Raw genomic sequence first — 17,443 nt, forward strand, 5'->3', positions numbered from 1 at the left:
TCAAGGAGGCTCCCATGACGCTGCAGACACAGATTGAGCAGAAGTTAGCGGCACTCGCGCCCGATGTGCTGCAGGTTGAAAACGAAAGCCATATGCACAGCGTGCCCGCGAACTCTGAAACCCACTTCAAAGTAACGCTGGTAAGCGATGCCTTCGACGGCATGATGCCGGTGAAGCGCCACCAGCAGATTTATGCGCTGTTGGCCGATGAACTGTCAGGGCCGGTGCATGCCCTGGCGCTGCATCTTTATACGCCCGCCGAGTGGCAGGCGCGTGGCGGAGAGCGTCCGAATTCGCCCAACTGCCGTGGCGGCGAAAAGTGAACCAGGAAGTTATTCGGCGTCACTATCTGGACGCCATGGGCATTACCGCCTGGGGCTCGCGCTACCAACTGCCCAATGCACTGCCTACTGAAGCCTGCGAGTGGGACGATGTGGCGCCAGCCCCTACGCCACCCCGGGAGCGGCTGCAGGCGTTGTTGGATGATGCTCCTGCGCCACGGCGGAGCGTGCCTGAGCCTCAGGCGTCAGGCGAGGCGATAGCCTCGCCCTCGGCGGTACGCGCGTTGTTGCTGAAGGATAAGCCCAGCCCAGAAAAATCGGATCAAACCAACCAGAGCCAAACCAAGCAGGCTGGCGCCCAATCCGATACGGCTGAGCCTACCGTTGATGCAACACTTGCTACGCCCGCCAAGCCCCTTAAGTTCTCCCTCTCCTGTCTATGCCTTAATGCCCGCTGGTTAGTGCTGCAAGCGGGCGAAATGAGTGCGCTTGAGCAGCAATTGTTGGCTAATCTACTTCAAGCAGCGGGTATTCAGCAGAGCGCGTTGCCGGAAGTGACGCACTTTACGTGGCCGCAAATGACCAATGCCTTTGCTGTTGAGGACCCACTAGATGAAGCGCGTGAAGGGTTAGCGGCCTTTATTGCTGGCCAAGTAAGTCGGCAGGAGTGGCAGCTAACCCGGCTGCTCTGGTGGGGCGAGCTGGGCGCTGAACAAGCGCCGCTGGATCGTATACTGAACGTGAACGAAGGCCAAAGTCACACGCTCTCGCTGCCTGTCTGGCAGGGGCCAGCGCTTGCTGCACTTCTCGACGGCACCCGCAGTAAGCGCGATCTATGGCCAGAGCTGCAGGCCTTAAACCAAAAGTGGACGCGCGATAGTTCAACCGGCGCTGAGCCAGCAGTTGATGATCACTGAACTTAGCGTTGAGCATCTAGCCTTACTCACGGCTCTTGAGGGTCAGGCGCAAAGCGGTACCTCCGACTCGCAAATGCTGGAAGCGCTGGGCAGTCAAGATACCTGTGTAGTGGGCTGGTGGCAGGGTGAACAGCTGCAAGGTTATGCCATCGTGGCGCGACTGCCGTTTGAGGCGGAGCTTCAAGCGATAGGGGTTGTGCCTGAGTGCCGCCGAAGTGGGGCGGGCTTGGCATTGATGGAAGCCGTTTTAACGCAGGCTGAGCGCTGGTCAAGCGAGCGTTTGCTGTTGGAAGTGCGAGTGGGAAATCTAAGCGCTATTCGGCTCTATCAGCGCATGGGGTTTACCGAAGATGGGTGCCGGAAAGGATACTACCCGGCTCAGGCCGCTCATTCGGCCCAAAGCGACCCAGCAGCACAAAGTGCCGCTGGGCGCGAGGATGCACTGCTGATGTCGCGGACACTCTAAGCTGGTCGTGAGACTCTGTCGGCCGCGAGTGGCGTCAATTAAGAGGCGCTGGACGTGTCGAGACTATCGAATTTGCTGAGTAGGCTATTGAGGCGACGCTCCCACTCTTCGCGCTCCTCTTTCAGCTTGGCGTTTTCGCCACGCAGCTCTTCATTTTCCAGTTTCATCATTTCCAGCGCGTCAACAGTATCGGTGACTTTCTGTTCAAGCTGATTAAATAGTTCCAAGCTCATGTATATCTCCCTAGCGTAAAAACGAGAACCCAAAAAACGGTAGTCAAAAAGTACCCAAAAAAACAAGCGGAAAGCTTGCCAGCAGGCACGAATGACGCGAGCGTAACGCCACCACCGCGCGGCGGCAAGTGCTGTTTGCCGCTATTGACGTTGATAAAGCCGTGCGGTGCTTTCACCCGCCTGGGTTTCGCGGTGTAACTGCCAGTTGGCGGGCACCTCAGGCGCAAGCGATGTCTCGGTTTCGAGGTAAATCATTGCCCCGTCACTCAACCAGCCGCCACTCTCCAGCGCCTTACAGCACGGTTCGGCCAACTGCTGATGAAAGGGCGGATCGAGGAACACTAGTGAATAGGGCTGTGCAGGACGTGTCAGGTAGGCCTGAACATCGTTAATATGCACCGTGCTTGAGGTAATATGCAGAGATGCCAGATTAGTCGACAGCTGCGCTGCCACGCGCGGGTCGCGCTCGACAAAATCGACACAGGCCGCACCGCGAGAGACCGCTTCAATGCCGAGTGCGCCGGTACCGGCGAAGAGGTCGAGCACCTGCTGACCATAAAGCTGCTGTCCTAGCCAGTTGAACAGCGTTTCACGCACGCGGTCAGGTGTTGGACGCAAGCCTGGGCTATCCAATATAGGCAACTGACGGCGGCGAAACTCACCGCCGATAATGCGCAGTTTGCCAAGCGATTTGCCACCTCGCTGAGCAGGCGTGCGGCGGGAGGCGGATGAGCGGGAGGAGCGTTGTCGTGTCATGAGGCGGATTGTAGCGGGCTGCTTATCCAAAGTCTCGGGTTAGGGTGTTAGCATAACCTTAATGTTCACTATTTATATCGAGTAACACACATGTTTGGTTTTTTTAAGCGTAAGAATAAGCAAGACCCGCAGCAGGCGCCCCAAGACTCGCAGCAGGCGCCCCAAGACTCGCAGCAGGCGCCAGAGGAAGAGCAGCGTCTAAAAGATCAGCCTCAAAAGCGAGCTGATGAGGGTGACATCGAGGCGCCAGATACTTCTTCGGAAGCCGTTGAAGAGACTCCGCCCGTGCCGGATACTTTGCCAGAGCCAGAGCCAGAGCCAGAGCCAGAGCCAGAGCCAGAGCCAGAGCCAGAGCCAGAGCCAGAGCCAGAGCCAGAGCCAGAGCCAGAGCCAGAGCCAGAGCCAGAGCCCGTTCGTGAAACGGCGCAACGTCCTGCTTTACAGGAAAAGCCCGTCGCCGAAAAAAGTAAACAGCAAGGCGAACAGAAAGGCTGGTTTGCACGTATCAAATCAGGCCTAGGGAAAACCCGTGCCAATTTAACCGACGGCATCGCCGATCTGTTTTTAGGCAAGAAACAGATTGATGACGAGCTGCTGGAAGACCTGGAAACGCAGCTGCTAATGGCCGATGTCGGTATTGACGCGACGACCGAGATTATTGGGCGCCTGGAAGCGCGCGTCTCACGCAAAGAGCTAAATAACCCTGAGGCGCTTTACCGTGGCTTGCAGGAAGAGCTGTCTACTATGCTGGCGCCGGTCGCCAAGCCGCTGGTGCTGGAGAAGGCGGGCAAGGGGCCGTTTGTTATTTTAGTGGTAGGCGTTAACGGCGTGGGTAAAACCACCACCATCGGCAAACTTACCCAGCGCTTTCAGCGCGAAGGCAAAAGCGTCATGTTGGCGGCCGGTGACACTTTCCGTGCCGCGGCCGTTGAGCAGCTCAAAGTATGGGGCGAACGCAACCATGTGCCGGTAATCGCCCAGCACACTGGCGCGGACAGCGCCTCGGTGATTTACGATGCGGTAGCGGCCGCCACTGCGCGAGGTGTTGATGTGCTGATCGCCGACACCGCCGGGCGGCTGCATAACAAAAGCCACTTGATGGAAGAGCTGAAAAAAGTCCACCGAGTAATGCAGAAGCTAGATGACACCGCGCCACACGAGGTGATGCTGGTGTTGGATGCGGGCACCGGACAAAACGCTATTTCCCAGGCCAGCACCTTTAATGATGCCGTGCCAGTTAGCGGGATCACGCTAACCAAACTGGATGGTACCGCCAAAGGCGGCATTATCTTTGCACTGGCCAAACAGTTGGAAACACCCATTCGCTTTATCGGCGTAGGGGAGGGTATTGACGACCTGCGCCCCTTCGAGGCTAATGATTTTGTCCATGCGTTGTTTGACCGCCAAGGGGACGATGCCAGCGCATGATCGCCTTTGAGCATGTGGGAAAACGCTACGGCGGTCGCTTCGAAGCGCTGGCGCATCTCAATTTTCGGGTCGCTCGGGGCGAGATGGTGTTTCTGACCGGCCACTCCGGTGCGGGGAAAAGCTCGCTACTACGCTTAGTGATGCGCCTTGAGAAACCTAGCCGCGGACGCGTGGTCGTGGCGGGGCACGATATTGCCCAACTGCATGCCAGCCAGGTGCCGTTCTATCGGCGCCAAATTGGCGTGGTCTTTCAGGATCACCAGCTGCTATTTGATCGCAGTATTTTCCACAATGTCTCGCTGCCACTGGAGATTCAGGGGGTTGAGCCCCGTGAAGCCGCCCGCCGTGTGCGCGCAGCGTTAGATAAAGTGGGGCTGCTGCACCGTGAAAAGGCCTTGCCGATAGAACTCTCTGGTGGCGAGCAGCAGCGCGTTGGCATCGCCCGGGCGGTGGTCAATAAGCCTGCGCTACTGCTCGCCGATGAGCCTACGGGTAATCTGGATCCACAGCTGTCAGCGGATATTATGGCGCTGTTTGAGGATTTTAACCGAATTGGTACCACGGTAATGATCGCCAGCCACGACTTGGCCCTGATTGCCCAGTTGCGCCACCGCATCCTGCGTTTAAGCGATGGTCGTTTGGTGGCCGACGAGGGGGCAGCATGAAGTCCTCCGCGACCCCAAGGCGCCAGCAGGGAGCGGCATTAAAAACGCCGCGAAAAACCGCTGCTAAACCACCGGCCGATAAACCCTCGCAGCGAGGTGCACGTTCCCAACAAACGCGCTTTTCCAGCCGTCTGCGGGCCTGGGGACGCCACCATCGCAGCATGGCATGGGATAGTTTTCAGCGCTTGGTGCGTTATCCTTTGGGTAATCTGCTGACGATGCTAGCCATCGCCATTGCCCTGGTGCTGCCCGCTGCGCTGTGGTTGACCCTGGACAGTGCGCGCCTGCTGGATGCCGAGCTTGATGAAAGCGCCACGCTCACCGTTTATTTGGAATTGAGCACCGATGATGCCCAGGCACAACGTATAGAAGAAGCGGTCAGCGCCGAGCAGAGCGTGCTTGAGACGCAGTTGATTAGCGCTGAGCAAGGCATGGCTGAGTTTCAGCAGTCGCTGGGGCTGGATAATGCCTTGGCGGGTCTGGAGAGCAACCCGCTGCCCATCAGTATCGTGGTGCACCCGTCAAGCATCGAACCGGCCGCCATGCAACAGTTGGCTGCTACGCTTGAAGCCTTTTCCGGGGTTGATGAGGTGCGTCTTGATCTGGCCTGGGTGGAGCGCCTGAGAAACCTGGCTGAACTGGGAAGGCGCGTTGCGCTGGCGCTGGGAGCGCTGTTTGGCCTGGGCGTTTTGCTGGTGGTTGGCAACACTATTCGCCTGTCGGTGGAAAGTCGCCGCCGTGAGATTGAAGTGGTGATGCTGATTGGCGCCACTCACGCCTTCGTCAGACGCCCATTCCTGTACAGCGGCGCTTGGTACGGTGTTGGTGGTGGGCTGTTAGCGCTGGGTCTGTTAGGCCTGGGCAATCATTGGCTTTCCCTCCCGGTAGCTGCCCTGGCGGCGAGCTACGGTGCCAGCTTCTCATTACCTCAACTCGACGTGACAGGCTCTACAATTCTGCTATCTTGCAGTACACTACTAGGCTGGTTGGGTGCTTGGTTGGCGGTAACTCGCCATCTCTCAAGTATTCGCCCAAAATGATTCAGCAGGCCGATTCAATAGCGCGTGAACCTTATTCTCGCGATAAGGTCTTTGTAAGACAGAATTTAAGGTAATAGGTTATTGATAACGTGCTACGTCAACCACGATGGGTTACAGGGGAGACCACCTGCACATGAGCACTAGTCTTATACCGGTGGGGCAGCTTTCACCCGGCGGTGATCTGGGCGGCTATATCCGCGCAGTCAATGGAATTTCGGTTTTAACCGCCGATGAAGAGCGAGAGCTCGCCTATCGTCTTTACGATGACGGTGATCTAGAAGCTGCTCGGCGTTTAGTTATGTCACATCTGCGCTTTGTGGTTCACATTGCGCGTAGTTATTCTGGCTATGGGTTACCCCAAGCAGATTTAATTCAAGAAGGTAACGTCGGCTTAATGAAAGCCGTCAAGCGCTTCGATCCTAATCAAGGCGTTCGATTGGTCTCTTTTGCCGTGCATTGGATCAAAGCGGAAATTCACGAATTTGTGCTGCGTAACTGGCGCATCGTCAAGATTGCCACCACCAAAGCGCAGCGTAAGCTGTTCTTTAATCTACGTAGTGCGAAGAAGCGTTTGGCGTGGCTGAACAACGACGAAGTGTCCGCCATTGCCAAGGATCTCGACGTCAAGCCTGAGATAGTGCGCGATATGGAAGGGCGTCTCTCCTCTTACGATGCCGGTTTTGACGCGCCCGCAGGCGATGATGAAGAGAGTACCTATCAGGCGCCGGTGCATTTCCTGGATGACGCCGCATCAGACCCTGCCACGCAGTTGGAAGATAGCAACTTCGAGGAAGACTCGACGCGTCGGTTGCAGGTTGCTCTTGAGGGGCTTGATGAGCGCTCGCGGGATATCCTACAGCGCCGCTGGTTAGCCGATAGTAAAGAGACGTTGCATGATCTGGCCGATGTTTATGGGGTTAGCGCTGAGCGTATTCGTCAGCTTGAAAAGAACGCGATGAAAAAGCTGCGCCAGAAAATGGGCGAGCCGATGGTGGCTTAAGTATCAGCTGGCTAGTATTTGTCGTCTTAAAAAACCGGCCCCTGCAAAGGGAGCCGGTTTTTTGTGTAGCCTTCACCTGCGGCTTAGCCTATGCGGGCTGTACCGCCGCGCGTAGTAATTGCGCAGATAATAGCGACCATTGATCTTCCCAGTGTTGGGTGGGCAGGCGCTTAAAGTCGCTGCGTACGTACTGCGAAATCCGACCTTCTGCCTGGGCCGCTAGTAAATTAGCAGCGGCGGAAGCGGGAATCGTAGGGCGCAGACCTTCACGCAGCTCGGCTTCGCGCAGAATCTGTTTGAGCTGCATCTCCAGGCGTTCAAACAGTTGGTTGACCCGCTGGCGTAGCCTTGCGGTTTCGCCGGTGAGTACGTCGCCTCCCATTACCCGGGCCAGCCCAGGATTTTTCTCGGCGAAGCCCAGCAGCAGCGCCAAGATGGTGCCGCAGCGGGTAGTGGCGTCGGGTACGTCGTCTAAAATACGCGTAATGCGCTCAAAAATGCTCTCTTCAATAAAATCAATCAGCCCCTCAAACATACGTGCTTTGCTGGGGAAGTGGCGGTAGAGCGCTGCTTCTGAAACACCTACCTGACGAGCGAGAGCGGCGGTAGTAATGCGTTTGCCACTGTCTTCTTCAAGCATTAATGCCAGTGCTTGGAGTATCTGCTCGCGGCGGCGAGGTTTTTGATCTTCGCTCATGATGTGCCCTCCGTCGCGGTTAGCTCGCGTCCGTGATTAGGGTGCCCACCCCAGCATTGGTGAAAATTTCCAGCAATACCGCGTGGGGGACACGGCCATCAATAATGTGCGAGCTATTCACACCGCCTTTCACCGCATCCAGTGCGCAGCGAATTTTGGGCAGCATGCCGCCATAGATAGTGCCATCTTCGATCAGGGCATCGACTTGTGCGGTGGTTAAGCCAGTGAGCACCTCGCCTTCAGCGTTCATGAGGCCGGCGACGTTAGTGAGCAGCATCAGCTTTTCAGCGTTAAGCGCTTCGGCAATCTTGCCTGCTACCAGGTCAGCATTGATATTGTAGCTATGGCCCGCAGCATCGACGCCAATCGGGGCGATTACCGGAATAAAGTCGCGCGCCGCCAGCATCTCAATCAACTCGGTTGAGATCGACTCCACTTCGCCCACGTGGCCGATATCGATAATCTCCGGGGCCGTCATTTCAGGGCTTTGGTGCTCGACCTTAAGTTGGCGGGCACGAATTTGCGCGCCGTCCTTGCCGGTCAGACCGATCGCCTTGCCGCCGCTCTGATTGATCAGGTTGACGATGCTTTTATTAACCAAACCGCCCAGCACCATCTCGACCACGTCCATGGTTTGCGAGTCGGTGACCCGCATGCCGTTGACGAAGCGCGACTCGATGTTGAGCTTTTTGAGTAGGTCACCGATTTGCGGCCCGCCGCCATGCACCACTACCGGGTTGATGCCGACTTCCTTCATTAGCACGATATCGCGGGCAAAGGAGTCAATCAGGGTGCTTTCGGTCATGGCGTTGCCGCCATATTTGACCACCACGGTTTTACCGGAAAACTGCTGAATATAGGGGAGGGCTTCGGAAAGCACCTCCACAACGACCTGCGGGTCGCGACTGGCTGAACTCATGAGGTTGTCCCTTGCGAACGTTTATTATGCTGCTAACGTTTATGTCGATTGTGTCGTGATGGTCGCGCTTTCTAAGCGCGCGATCCCTTCAGCGCCTGACCATGTAAAGAGCTATGTGAAGAGCTATTTGAATAGCTATTTCAAGAGCTATCTATCCAACAATTTGCTTACTGGGGTAGCTCGATATCTGGCGCGACGCGCTGTAGCGCGTTATTAAATACCGCTTTGATACGTGCGAGGGCGGCATCGTCCTTCCCTTCAAAGCGCATGACCAGGGCAGGCGTGGTGTTGGAGGCGCGGCACAACCCCCAGCCATCCGGGTAATCAACGCGAATGCCATCTAACGTGGTTTTGATACCTTCGCCGAAGTCGCCCTCGCGAGCAAGCTTATCCATTAGAGAAAATTTGTTAGCGTCGGTAACCGCAATATTAATCTCTGGGGTACCAACGTCTTGGGGAAATGTGGCGAAAAAAGTATCCGCATCGTCAGGCTGGTTGGCGAGAATTTCTACCAGCCTAGCGGCGGCATAAAGGCCATCGTCAAAACCATACCAGCGCTCTTGGAAAAAAATATGTCCGCTCATCTCTCCGCCCAACTGAGCGCCGGTCTCTTTCATGCGCGCTTTGATCAGGGAGTGACCGGTTCGCCACATCTCAGGCTCGCCCCCAGCATCACTAATCACTTTGACTAGATTGCCGGTGCACTTGATGTCAAAAATCACTTTGGCCCCGGGCTGGCGCGTGAGCATATCGGTGGCAAATACCATCAGCAGGTGGTCAGGATAAATCAGCTTACCGGTGGAGGTGACCACGCCTACTCGGTCGCCATCGCCATCAAAGGCAAGCCCGATATCAGCGCCCGTTTCTTGCACCTTGCGCATCAAATCCTGCATGTTTTCCGGTTTGCCAGGATCCGGGTGGTGATTGGGAAAGTGGCCATCGATCTCATCGAACAGCGCAGTTGTATCAATGCCCAAGCGGGTCAGCAGCTGCGGGCCTAGCTCGCCAGCAACCCCGTTGCCGCAGTCGACCACGGCTTTGATCGGTCGGTTGATCTTAACGTCACCTAAAATACGCGCTAAATACGTTTCGCGAAGATCCTGCTGGGTGATGCTGCCTTGGCCGCTCTCCAGGTTGCCAGACTGGATGCGCTCAAACAGGGCGGTAATTGCATCGCCAGAGAGCGTTTCGCCGCTCAGCACGATTTTAAAGCCGTTATAGTCAGGCGGGTTATGGCTGCCGGTAACCATCACGCCTGACTGGGTGTTTGGCAAGATGTGGGTGGCGAAGTACAACACCGGCGTGGGGACCATGCCGATATCAATAACGTCTCGTCCTGCAGCATTCAGGCCACGCATCAGCGCTGCTTGCAGCCGAGCGCCCGAAAGGCGACCGTCGCGTGCGACTACCACGCTGGATTCTCCCCGCGCGGCGGCTTCCGAGCCCACGGCGCGTCCGATCATTTCTACCGTCTCTTCGGTGAGCGTGTCGTCAACGATACCGCGGATATCGTAGGCGCGAAAAATCGAAGCGGGTACGGTCTGTGCGTTCATAAGCTTCCCAGCTAAACAGAAATTGCCTTGCAAAGGTTTCTTAACCACGTCCTGCCAATCGCTACTGCTAATGGCTATTGCTAATAGCTACTGACTGCCGGTGCTGCCAAACCCGCCGCTGCCCCGCAGGGAGTCTTCAAACGCGTCCACAAGAGCGAGTTCGGCTTGCACAACAGGCACAAGCACGTACTGTGCCAGGCGGTCGAAGGGGGCAAGGGTAAAGTCGCTCTGGCCCCGGTTCCAGACCGAAATCATCAGCTCGCCCTGGTAATCGGAGTCGATCAAGCCGACCAAGTTGCCCAGCACAATACCGTGCTTATGCCCCAAACCGGAGCGCGGCAGAATCATGCCTGCTAAGCCTGGGTCTTCAATATAGATGGCAATGCCCGTGCGCACGAGCTGGCAGTCGCCGGGCGCTAAGGTCAGCGGCGCGTCCAGCAAGGCGCGTAGATCCATGCCTGCAGAGCCTGCCGTTGCATAGGTGGGGAGATAGTCGTGCAAGCGTTCATCTAACACTTTGCACTGCAGGCGGGGGCGGGCACTCATTGGGATTCTCCAGAAGCGTTAGTAGAAGTTGTTTCAGGTGCTGTCGTCGATAGCAGGGCGAGCGCCTGGTGAATGATCGTAGCGGCCAGCTGGGTTTTCGGCTGGGGGGCTTCCGCCCGGCTTTCAACACCTTCTGCGGTGCGCCACAGTAACCATGCGGCATTCTGGTCGCTGCCAAACCCGAGGCCCGCCTGGGAAACATCGTTAGCCACGATCATATCCAGCCCTTTGCGCTGCAGTTTATCCTGCGCGTAGCGCTCTATTTCTTGGGTTTCGGCGGCAAAGCCAACTACCAGCGGGCGCTGCCCAGCGGGAAGCGCCGCTATGCTGGCGATAATGTCAGGATTTTTCACCAGGGTTAGGGTGAGAGTGTCGCTATTGTCCTGCTTCTTGAGCTTGTGCTCGGCGGGGGCTGCCGCACGATAGTCAGCCACCGCCGCACAGCCGATAAACAGTGCCGCTTGGGGCGCTAAGCGCTGTGCTTCACTGTGCATCTGTTCGGCTGACTCAACGTCAATCCGCGTAACGCCCGGCGGGGTGGGTAAGTTAACTGGCCCGCTGATCAGCGTCACCTTAGCGCCTTGCGCCACTGCCGCTGCGGCTAACGCAAAGCCCATTTTTCCCGAACTGTGATTGGAAATATAGCGTACTGGGTCCAGCGGCTCGCGAGTTGGGCCAGCGGTGATCACTACATGAGAAGCGCTGGCGGAGGAGCCGTAATGAGAAGAAGATTGCGCTGCAAACAGTGCCATCACAGCGCTAAATATCTCTTCAGGCTCACTCATGCGGCCAGGCCCTACATCGCCACAGGCTTGATCACCCGCGTCGGGGCCTATCTGCTGCCAACCATCTTGTTGAAGCTGCGCCACATTGCGCTGAGTGGCAGGGTGGCGCCACATTGCCTGGTTCATGGCTGGGGCAATTAGCTTAGGCGCTTCTGACGCTAGGCAGAGCGTGGTAAGCAAATCATCAGCCATGCCGTGCACCAAGCGGGCGATTAAGTCGGCGGTAGCGGGGGCGATGAGTACTATATCCGCCCAGCGGGCGAGCTCAATATGGCCCATGCCTGCTTCGGCTTCCGGGTCGAGTAAGGAAGTGCGCACCGGCTCACCGGAGAGTGCCTGCAGGGTGAGCGGCGTAATAAAGGCCTGAGCCCCATCGGTCATCACTACACGCACCTCGCAGCCCGCTTGCTTGAGCAGGCGCACAAGCAACGCGCTCTTGTAAGCAGCAATACCCGCGCTAACCCCGAGTAGCACCCGTTTGCCGACGAGTGTTGAGGCAGCGGTGAAAGCGTTTATCGGGGTGCTTGTTGTGTCAGCAACAGAAGCCATGTTCAGTCATCCGCATCAGCGTTCGTGAGGAGGCTTACCATACCACTGGCACCACCAATTTGGCATATTGAGAGGAAACAAGGGTAAGCTAGGTTTACTGAGGTTGATCGCGTGATTAGGTTTGAAGGCGGTTTGCGTTAATTACCAAAGGCGGACAACGCGGGAAGGTGCGATGGGAATCAATCACTGGCCAGAGGGTGAGCGGCCGCGGGAGAAGTTATTAAACACAGGCGCCCAGGCGCTTTCAGATGCGGAGTTGCTGGCGATTTTTTTGCGCGTCGGCGTGCAGGGGCGCTCAGCGGTTGATTTGGCGCGGGATTTGCTCACAAGCTTTGGTGGCTTACGCCAACTGCTGGAGGCTGATCAAGCAAGCTTCTGCGCTGCCCATGGGCTAGGTACCGCTAAGTATGCCCAACTACAGGCTACGCTTGAGTTGTCGCGGCGCCATTTGGCTAGCCAAATGGCGCGTGGCAATGCACTGACATCGCCTGCCTTGGTGCGCCATTATCTGAGCTCCCAGCTGCGTCATTTAGGTCATGAAGAGTTTGCTGTGCTTTTTTTGGATACACAGCACCGAATTATTCGCTATGAATCGCTGTTTCGCGGTACCCTAGACAGCGCATCTGTTTACCCCCGCGAAGTTGCCAAGCGCGCTTTAGAACTTAGCGCTGGCGCCGTTATCCTGGCTCACAATCACCCATCGGGTGTGGCAGAGCCAAGCGATGCTGATCGACGAATCACCGAACGCTTAAAAGACGCGCTCGCACTGTTTGAAGTGCGCGTGTTGGATCATTTCGTGGTGGGAGATGGAGAAGTGGTCTCTTTTGCCGAGCGTGGCTGGCTATAAGCAGAATCGACGCGGAGTACATTGCGCGACATTATCTAAGTTAAATGAGCAAAAAGGCGTTTATTTAACCTTTTTAGTGGGTTTTGCTTGCTGCTAGTCGGGTGCTCTGGTATAAAGTGCCACCTTTAAACTTGGGTTGAATAACGGATTTGGATAAAGCTTGGCGGTTAACGGCGCCGACACCTTCCCTGCTCCGGTTTGCCCGACAGTTTTGAACACTCAGGTTCTTATATCCTGGCCAAGCAGTTGGAGGCTCTAATGTCCAAAGTATGTCAGGTTACCGGCAAGCGTCCGGTAACTGGAAATAACGTTTCACACTCAATGCGTAAGACACGTCGTCGTTTCTTGCCGAACCTGCATACCCATCGTTTTTGGGTTGAGTCTGAAAACCGCTTCGTCAAGCTGCGCGTTTCCACTAAAGGAATGCGCATTATTGATAAAAACGGTATCGACGCAGTGTTGGTTGATATTCGTAAGCGCGGCGACGCTATCTAAGCCAGCTTATGGCCAAGCGTTTCGGACCAAGCATTTTGGAAGGATTAAACCATGCGCGATAAAATCAAGCTGGTGTCTAGTGCCGGTACAGGTCACTTCTACACTACTGATAAGAACAAGCGGAATACCCCGGATAAGTTCGAATTCAAGAAATTCGACCCGGTTGTCCGTAAGCACGTTATCTACAAGGAAGCCAAGATCAAGTAATCGCGTAAGCGATGATGATCGGCTTTCTCTGCAGGCTAGCGTCTGTTCAAAAACCCGGCCTCAAGCCGGGTTTTTGCATGCATGCTTTTTATGCGCAGCATGCCTAGCGAACCCATCTTCATTAGGCTGTCATCACAAGCCGTTACGATGCTTAAATATGCCCGAACTCCCCGAAGTTGAAACCACCCGCCGCGGGATTGCGCCTTATATTGAAGGTCAGGAAGTCACCGAAGTGCTGGTGCGTCAGCCGCGGCTACGCGTACCCGTGCCGGATGACTTGGCCGAGCGGTTGGTGGGCGCACGCATTGGCGTACTGAAGCGGCGGGCAAAATATCTGCAGATTCCAATTCAGCCGGTTAGCGCGCTTGCAGATGATGCTGGCGCCACGCTGTTATGGCATTTGGGCATGTCGGGCAGCCTGCGTATTGCCCAGGTGGGGGATTTGCCTAAAAAGCATGACCATGTCGATGTGGTCACCGCTAACGGCTATGTATTGCGCTATCACGACCCTCGTCGGTTTGGCTTTGTGGATTGGCAGGCCGCAGACGCAGCGCAGGATAAACGGCTTGCTCATTTGGGCCCAGAGCCACTGTCTGATGCGTTTAACGGTAAATGGCTCTACACGCTTTCGCGCAACAAACGCGTGGCGGTAAAACCATTTCTGATGGATAACCAGGTGGTGGTGGGTGCGGGCAATATTTATGCTGCGGAAGCGCTGTTTATGGCGGGTATTGATCCGCGCCGTGCAGCGGGGAGAGTGTCCCGCGCCCGCTATGATGCCCTCGCCTTGGCTGTGAAAGAGGTATTGGCAGCGGCGATTACCCAGGGCGGCACTACGCTGAGAGACTTTGTTAGCGGCCAGGGTGAGCCCGGCTACTTTGCTCAGCGGCTAAATGTTTACGGCCGCCACGGTCAGCCCTGTTTGCGCTGCGGCGCGGAGCTTCGCCGCATTACGCTAGGCCAGCGAGCCAGTGTGTTTTGCCCCGGTTGCCAGCGCTAATGCCTGCCTAATAAGTGCTAATGTTTTACTGACGTTTTGCCTTGGCTAATTTTTGCTTTGCCTAGGTTTTTAAAACAAAGTTTTTGGAGATTGCTGTGACCCAACGCCTGCGCCTGAATAAAAATGCTGACCGCCGCCTGAAAGCGGGCCATCTCTGGATCTACTCCAATGAAGTAGATATCAAAGAGACGCCGCTGAAAAACTTTGCGGCAGGCGAAACCGCCCTGGTAGAAGCCTCCAACGGAAAAGTCATGGCGGTGGCTTACGTTAATCCCCATTCCTTAATCGCGGCCCGCGTCATGTCACGTGACCCTGAAATGCGCTTGGATCGTTCGCTGTTTGTGCACCGCTTTAACCAAGCGCTGGCACTACGTCAGCGTCTTTATGAGCAGCCGTATTACCGCTTGATTCACGGTGAAGGCGATTTGCTGCCAGGCTTGGTGATTGATCGTTTTGGCGATGTTCTCGTCGTGCAGCTCAATACGGCTGGCATGCAGGCGTTGGCTGATGAGATTGTTGATGCGCTTGAAAAAGTCGTCAAGCCTGAAGTGATCGTTTTCCGTAATGACACTGGCGGTCGTCGTCAGGAAGGTCTCGAGGCCCACGTTGACGTTATCAAGGGCACGTTGCCTGACGAAGTGGTGCTGGAAGAGAACGGTGCACGTTTTGTCGTGCCGGTACTTAATGGCCAGAAAACCGGTTGGTTCTTCGATCACCGTGTTAATCGAGAATGGCTCAATCGCCAAGTGGCCGGTAAGCGCGTGCTGGATGTCTTCAGCTACGTGGGCGGCTGGGGTGTGCAGGCAGCCGTTCACGGCGCGAAAGAGGTGATTTGCCTAGACTCTTCGGGTCCAGCGCTAGATCAGGTTGCACGTAACGCCGAGCTCAATGGCGTTCAGGAAAAAGTGGCTGTTAGTGAAGGCGATGCATTTGAAGCCTTAGCAGCATTGAAGGCAGAGGGTGAGGAGTTTGACGTGGTCATTCTTGATCCGCCTGCGTTCATCAAAAAGCGTAAGGATATCCCTAACGGCGAGCGTGCCTATGCCCGCTTGAACCGCGAAGCCATGCGCTTGCTGGGTCGCGACGGCCTGTTGATGTCCGCCTCCTGCTCAATGCACCTAGCGCCCGAGCGGTTGATGGATGTGGTCCGTGGCGCCGTTCGCCACCAGGATCGCCATGGCCAGGTGATTTTCCAAGGCCATCAAGGCCCTGATCACCCAGTACACCCAGCCATTCCTGAAACGTCTTACCTGAAAGCGTTGGGAGTGCGTGTGTTCCGCGACTAATTCACACGAGAGTCAGGATAAAGAGGAGCCAAGGATGGAGTGGGCGCTGCCCGATCCTTTTGTGATCGATATCCGTGTCGCTGATGAGGCAATTGATGCTTATCAGCACGTTAACAACAGCGAGTACCTGCGCTGGGTTGAGCAGATTAGCTGGGCGCACTCTGAAGCGCTCGGCCTCTCGCTTGAGCGTTACCGAGAGCTTGACCGTGCGATGGTGGTTCACCGTCATGAACTGGACTACCTCGCACCTGCTTTTGCAGGCGATGAGCTACAGTTGGCGACCTGGATTGTCGATTGCGATGAACGCTTCAGTCTGACGCGGCGTTTTCAACTAGCGCGTACCAGCGATTCCAAAACACTGCTTTATGCCCGCACGCGCTTTGCCTGCGTGGCGCTCTCAACGGGGCGGCCCAAACGCTTGCCCGAGGAGTATCGGCGCATCTATGGCGGCGCCGTTATCGTTGAGTGATTGAAAGAAGAGTGGAATTTTTCGTGCAGAACCGGCAATCGTTAGATTTTTCTCCTAAAAAACGCCTTAACTGGCGTTTTTTTTGTTTTGCTTTGCTGGGGTGGTGGTCAACGTTAGCTGTGCTGTAATTTGCTTAACAAGACGACTGACCTTTAAAAGCACAGAGAAAAAACCAATGAAAATCGCCGTCCCCAAAGAGATCAAAAACCACGAGTATCGTGTCGCGTTGACGCCCACTGGTGCGCGAGAGTTAGCCGGTCGTGGTCACCAGGTCAGCGTTCAAGCTAGTGCCGGTGAAGGCGCTGGCTTTACCGATGCCGATTACCAGGCCGCCGGTGCTCAGGTCGAAGCCGATGTGGACACACTGTGGCGCAATGCCGAGCTAATCCTCAAGGTGAAAGAGCCCCAGCCTGACGAGGTAGCGCGGCTCACTCCACAGCATACTCTGTTCACCTATCTTCACCTGGCCGCCGAAGAGCCCCTCACCCGCGGATTAATGAAAAGCGGCGCCACCTGTATTGCCTACGAGACGATTACTGATGCCCGCGGCGGCTTGCCGCTACTTGCGCCTATGAGCACCGTAGCAGGGCGAATGGCCGTTCAAGCCGGTGCCCATAGCCTGGAAAAAGCCCAGGGCGGTGCAGGCGTGCTGCTGCCCGGCGTGCCCGGTGTGGCGCCGGGGAAAGTGACGGTTATCGGTGGTGGCGTCGTCGGGGAAAACGCCGCTCGCATGGCGCTGGGGTTGGGTGCGGAAGTGACCATTCTGGATAAATCCCTAGCGCGGCTGGAAGTGTTGGATGACCGCTATCAGGGACGCATCAAAACGGTTTATTCCACCGCCGATGCACTTGAAACGGCTACCCGTGAGTCGGATATGATCATTGGCGCGGTGCTAGTGCCCGGCGCCGCTGCACCTAAGTTGATCACTCGCCGCATGCTAGCTGATATGAAGCCTGGTAGCGTGTTGGTCGATGTGGCGATTGATCAGGGCGGCTGTTTTGAAACCAGCAAGCCCACCACCCACGCCGAACCGACCTATATCGTTGAGGGCATTGTTCACTACTGCGTCGCCAATATGCCCGGCGCCGTGGCCCGCACCTCTACCCAGGGGCTGACTAACGCCACGCTGCCCTTCGTGCTCGCCCTGGCGGATAAAGGCTGGCAGCAAGCGCTACGTGACGACCCGCACTTCCTGCCCGGGCTTAATGTGCATGCTGGCCAAGTTACTTATCAAGCCGTGGCAGACGCCTTTGGGCTAGAAAGTAGTAATCCCGCAAGTGTTGTCGGAGGTTAATAAATATGCA

General features: G+C 56.3%; 21 protein-coding genes. 14 read left to right on the plus strand and 7 right to left on the minus strand.

Annotated features, from left to right (window positions below):
• The first annotated feature begins 14 nt into the window (after positions 1–14).
• The 3 genes from Q3Y66_RS02195 to Q3Y66_RS02205 are packed head-to-tail and all read left to right on the plus strand — an operon-like array spanning position 15 to position 1,664.
• Positions 15–323: a BolA family transcriptional regulator gene (locus tag Q3Y66_RS02195; protein ID WP_008959908.1), complete on the plus strand. Its 309-nt coding sequence runs from the start codon at positions 15–17 to the stop codon at positions 321–323.
• Positions 320–1,198, plus strand: a complete 879-nt coding sequence (locus tag Q3Y66_RS02200; protein WP_008959907.1) for a hypothetical protein — start codon at positions 320–322, stop codon at positions 1,196–1,198. The genes Q3Y66_RS02195 and Q3Y66_RS02200 overlap by 4 nt, the downstream gene beginning before the upstream one ends.
• Positions 1,188–1,664 carry a GNAT family N-acetyltransferase gene (locus Q3Y66_RS02205; protein ID WP_008959906.1) on the plus strand — a complete coding sequence of 159 codons (477 nt, stop codon included), beginning with the start codon at positions 1,188–1,190 and terminating at the stop codon, positions 1,662–1,664. The genes Q3Y66_RS02200 and Q3Y66_RS02205 overlap by 11 nt, the downstream gene beginning before the upstream one ends.
• Before the next feature lie 38 nt (positions 1,665–1,702).
• Here the strand turns inward: Q3Y66_RS02205 and zapB are convergent, their stop codons facing one another.
• Positions 1,703–1,897 carry a cell division protein ZapB gene (zapB, locus tag Q3Y66_RS02210; protein ID WP_008959905.1) on the minus strand — a complete coding sequence of 65 codons (195 nt, stop codon included), beginning with the start codon at positions 1,895–1,897 and terminating at the stop codon, positions 1,703–1,705.
• Between the two features lie 141 nt (positions 1,898–2,038).
• Positions 2,039–2,653 carry a 16S rRNA (guanine(966)-N(2))-methyltransferase RsmD gene (gene rsmD / locus Q3Y66_RS02215; protein ID WP_008959904.1) on the minus strand — a complete coding sequence of 205 codons (615 nt, stop codon included), beginning with the start codon at positions 2,651–2,653 and terminating at the stop codon, positions 2,039–2,041.
• 90 nt (positions 2,654–2,743) lie between these two features.
• Between rsmD and ftsY the strand changes: the two genes are divergently transcribed.
• The 4 genes from ftsY (at position 2,744) to rpoH (ending at position 6,786) form a co-directional block, all read left to right on the plus strand.
• Positions 2,744–4,081 carry a signal recognition particle-docking protein FtsY gene (gene ftsY, locus Q3Y66_RS02220; protein WP_303319521.1) on the plus strand — a complete coding sequence of 446 codons (1,338 nt, stop codon included), beginning with the start codon at positions 2,744–2,746 and terminating at the stop codon, positions 4,079–4,081.
• Entirely contained in the window at positions 4,078–4,746 is a 669-nt protein-coding gene (gene ftsE, locus Q3Y66_RS02225) for a cell division ATP-binding protein FtsE (protein ID WP_008959902.1), read from the plus strand. The genes ftsY and ftsE overlap by 4 nt, the downstream gene beginning before the upstream one ends.
• The gene (gene ftsX, locus Q3Y66_RS02230) at positions 4,743–5,786 is read left to right on the plus strand and encodes a permease-like cell division protein FtsX (protein WP_008959901.1); all 1,044 of its coding nucleotides are present in this window, start codon (positions 4,743–4,745) and stop codon (positions 5,784–5,786) included. Before ftsE ends, ftsX begins: the two co-directional genes overlap by 4 nt.
• Positions 5,787–5,919: 133 nt before the next feature.
• Complete coding sequence (gene rpoH / locus Q3Y66_RS02235; protein ID WP_008959900.1) at positions 5,920–6,786, plus strand: RNA polymerase sigma factor RpoH; 867 nt, start codon at positions 5,920–5,922, stop codon at positions 6,784–6,786.
• An 88-nt stretch (positions 6,787–6,874) separates the two neighbouring features.
• Here the strand turns inward: rpoH and slmA are convergent, their stop codons facing one another.
• From slmA to coaBC, 5 genes are all read right to left on the minus strand, one after another.
• A complete protein-coding gene (slmA, locus tag Q3Y66_RS02240; RefSeq protein ID WP_008959899.1) occupies positions 6,875–7,483 on the minus strand; it encodes a nucleoid occlusion factor SlmA in 609 nt (202 codons plus the stop codon).
• Positions 7,484–7,502: 19 nt separating this feature from the next.
• Entirely contained in the window at positions 7,503–8,402 is a 900-nt protein-coding gene (gene argB, locus Q3Y66_RS02245) for an acetylglutamate kinase (RefSeq protein ID WP_008959898.1), read from the minus strand.
• A 167-nt stretch (positions 8,403–8,569) separates the two neighbouring features.
• A complete protein-coding gene (locus tag Q3Y66_RS02250) occupies positions 8,570–9,955 on the minus strand; it encodes a phosphomannomutase/phosphoglucomutase (protein ID WP_008959897.1) in 1,386 nt (461 codons plus the stop codon).
• A gap of 87 nt (positions 9,956–10,042) precedes the next feature.
• Positions 10,043–10,501 carry a dUTP diphosphatase gene (gene dut / locus Q3Y66_RS02255; RefSeq protein ID WP_008959896.1) on the minus strand — a complete coding sequence of 153 codons (459 nt, stop codon included), beginning with the start codon at positions 10,499–10,501 and terminating at the stop codon, positions 10,043–10,045.
• Complete coding sequence (gene coaBC, locus Q3Y66_RS02260) at positions 10,498–11,835, minus strand: bifunctional phosphopantothenoylcysteine decarboxylase/phosphopantothenate--cysteine ligase CoaBC (RefSeq protein WP_008959895.1); 1,338 nt, start codon at positions 11,833–11,835, stop codon at positions 10,498–10,500. Before coaBC ends, dut begins: the two co-directional genes overlap by 4 nt.
• Before the next feature lie 172 nt (positions 11,836–12,007).
• Between coaBC and radC the strand changes: the two genes are divergently transcribed.
• From radC to ald, 7 genes are all read left to right on the plus strand, one after another.
• Positions 12,008–12,682 (plus strand): DNA repair protein RadC, encoded by a 675-nt coding sequence (gene radC, locus Q3Y66_RS02265; RefSeq protein ID WP_008959894.1) that lies wholly within the window; start codon positions 12,008–12,010, stop codon positions 12,680–12,682.
• 258 nt (positions 12,683–12,940) lie between these two features.
• Entirely contained in the window at positions 12,941–13,177 is a 237-nt protein-coding gene (gene rpmB, locus Q3Y66_RS02270; protein WP_008959893.1) for a 50S ribosomal protein L28, read from the plus strand.
• A 51-nt stretch (positions 13,178–13,228) separates the two neighbouring features.
• A complete protein-coding gene (gene rpmG, locus Q3Y66_RS02275) occupies positions 13,229–13,384 on the plus strand; it encodes a 50S ribosomal protein L33 (protein ID WP_007111734.1) in 156 nt (51 codons plus the stop codon).
• 157 nt (positions 13,385–13,541) lie between these two features.
• Positions 13,542–14,384, plus strand: coding sequence for a bifunctional DNA-formamidopyrimidine glycosylase/DNA-(apurinic or apyrimidinic site) lyase (gene mutM, locus Q3Y66_RS02280; protein ID WP_008959892.1), 843 nt, complete (start codon positions 13,542–13,544; stop codon positions 14,382–14,384).
• A gap of 95 nt (positions 14,385–14,479) precedes the next feature.
• Complete coding sequence (locus Q3Y66_RS02285; protein WP_008959891.1) at positions 14,480–15,670, plus strand: class I SAM-dependent rRNA methyltransferase; 1,191 nt, start codon at positions 14,480–14,482, stop codon at positions 15,668–15,670.
• Positions 15,671–15,704: 34 nt separating this feature from the next.
• A complete protein-coding gene (locus Q3Y66_RS02290) occupies positions 15,705–16,139 on the plus strand; it encodes a thioesterase family protein (RefSeq protein ID WP_008959890.1) in 435 nt (144 codons plus the stop codon).
• Positions 16,140–16,314: 175 nt separating this feature from the next.
• A complete protein-coding gene (gene ald / locus Q3Y66_RS02295; protein ID WP_008959889.1) occupies positions 16,315–17,433 on the plus strand; it encodes an alanine dehydrogenase in 1,119 nt (372 codons plus the stop codon).
• The last annotated feature ends 10 nt before the right edge of the window (positions 17,434–17,443 follow it).

The sequence above is a fragment of the Halomonas sp. HAL1 genome (assembly GCF_030544485.1).
Classification (GTDB): domain Bacteria; phylum Pseudomonadota; class Gammaproteobacteria; order Pseudomonadales; family Halomonadaceae; genus Vreelandella; species Vreelandella arctica.

Coding starts and splice junctions, on each gene's coding strand:
- Q3Y66_RS02195 (WP_008959908.1), top strand. CDS start 15: ATGACGCTGCAGACACAGATTGAGCAGAAGTTAGCGGCACTCGCGCCC.
- Q3Y66_RS02205 (WP_008959906.1), top strand. CDS start 1,188: ATGATCACTGAACTTAGCGTTGAGCATCTAGCCTTACTCACGGCTCTT.
- zapB (WP_008959905.1), bottom strand. CDS start 1,897: ATGAGCTTGGAACTATTTAATCAGCTTGAACAGAAAGTCACCGATACT.
- rsmD (WP_008959904.1), bottom strand. CDS start 2,653: ATGACACGACAACGCTCCTCCCGCTCATCCGCCTCCCGCCGCACGCCT.
- ftsY (WP_303319521.1), top strand. CDS start 2,744: ATGTTTGGTTTTTTTAAGCGTAAGAATAAGCAAGACCCGCAGCAGGCG.
- ftsE (WP_008959902.1), top strand. CDS start 4,078: ATGATCGCCTTTGAGCATGTGGGAAAACGCTACGGCGGTCGCTTCGAA.
- ftsX (WP_008959901.1), top strand. CDS start 4,743: ATGAAGTCCTCCGCGACCCCAAGGCGCCAGCAGGGAGCGGCATTAAAA.
- rpoH (WP_008959900.1), top strand. CDS start 5,920: ATGAGCACTAGTCTTATACCGGTGGGGCAGCTTTCACCCGGCGGTGAT.
- slmA (WP_008959899.1), bottom strand. CDS start 7,483: ATGAGCGAAGATCAAAAACCTCGCCGCCGCGAGCAGATACTCCAAGCA.
- argB (WP_008959898.1), bottom strand. CDS start 8,402: ATGAGTTCAGCCAGTCGCGACCCGCAGGTCGTTGTGGAGGTGCTTTCC.
- Q3Y66_RS02250 (WP_008959897.1), bottom strand. CDS start 9,955: ATGAACGCACAGACCGTACCCGCTTCGATTTTTCGCGCCTACGATATC.
- dut (WP_008959896.1), bottom strand. CDS start 10,501: ATGAGTGCCCGCCCCCGCCTGCAGTGCAAAGTGTTAGATGAACGCTTG.
- coaBC (WP_008959895.1), bottom strand. CDS start 11,835: ATGGCTTCTGTTGCTGACACAACAAGCACCCCGATAAACGCTTTCACC.
- radC (WP_008959894.1), top strand. CDS start 12,008: ATGGGAATCAATCACTGGCCAGAGGGTGAGCGGCCGCGGGAGAAGTTA.
- rpmB (WP_008959893.1), top strand. CDS start 12,941: ATGTCCAAAGTATGTCAGGTTACCGGCAAGCGTCCGGTAACTGGAAAT.
- rpmG (WP_007111734.1), top strand. CDS start 13,229: ATGCGCGATAAAATCAAGCTGGTGTCTAGTGCCGGTACAGGTCACTTC.
- mutM (WP_008959892.1), top strand. CDS start 13,542: ATGCCCGAACTCCCCGAAGTTGAAACCACCCGCCGCGGGATTGCGCCT.
- Q3Y66_RS02290 (WP_008959890.1), top strand. CDS start 15,705: ATGGAGTGGGCGCTGCCCGATCCTTTTGTGATCGATATCCGTGTCGCT.
- ald (WP_008959889.1), top strand. CDS start 16,315: ATGAAAATCGCCGTCCCCAAAGAGATCAAAAACCACGAGTATCGTGTC.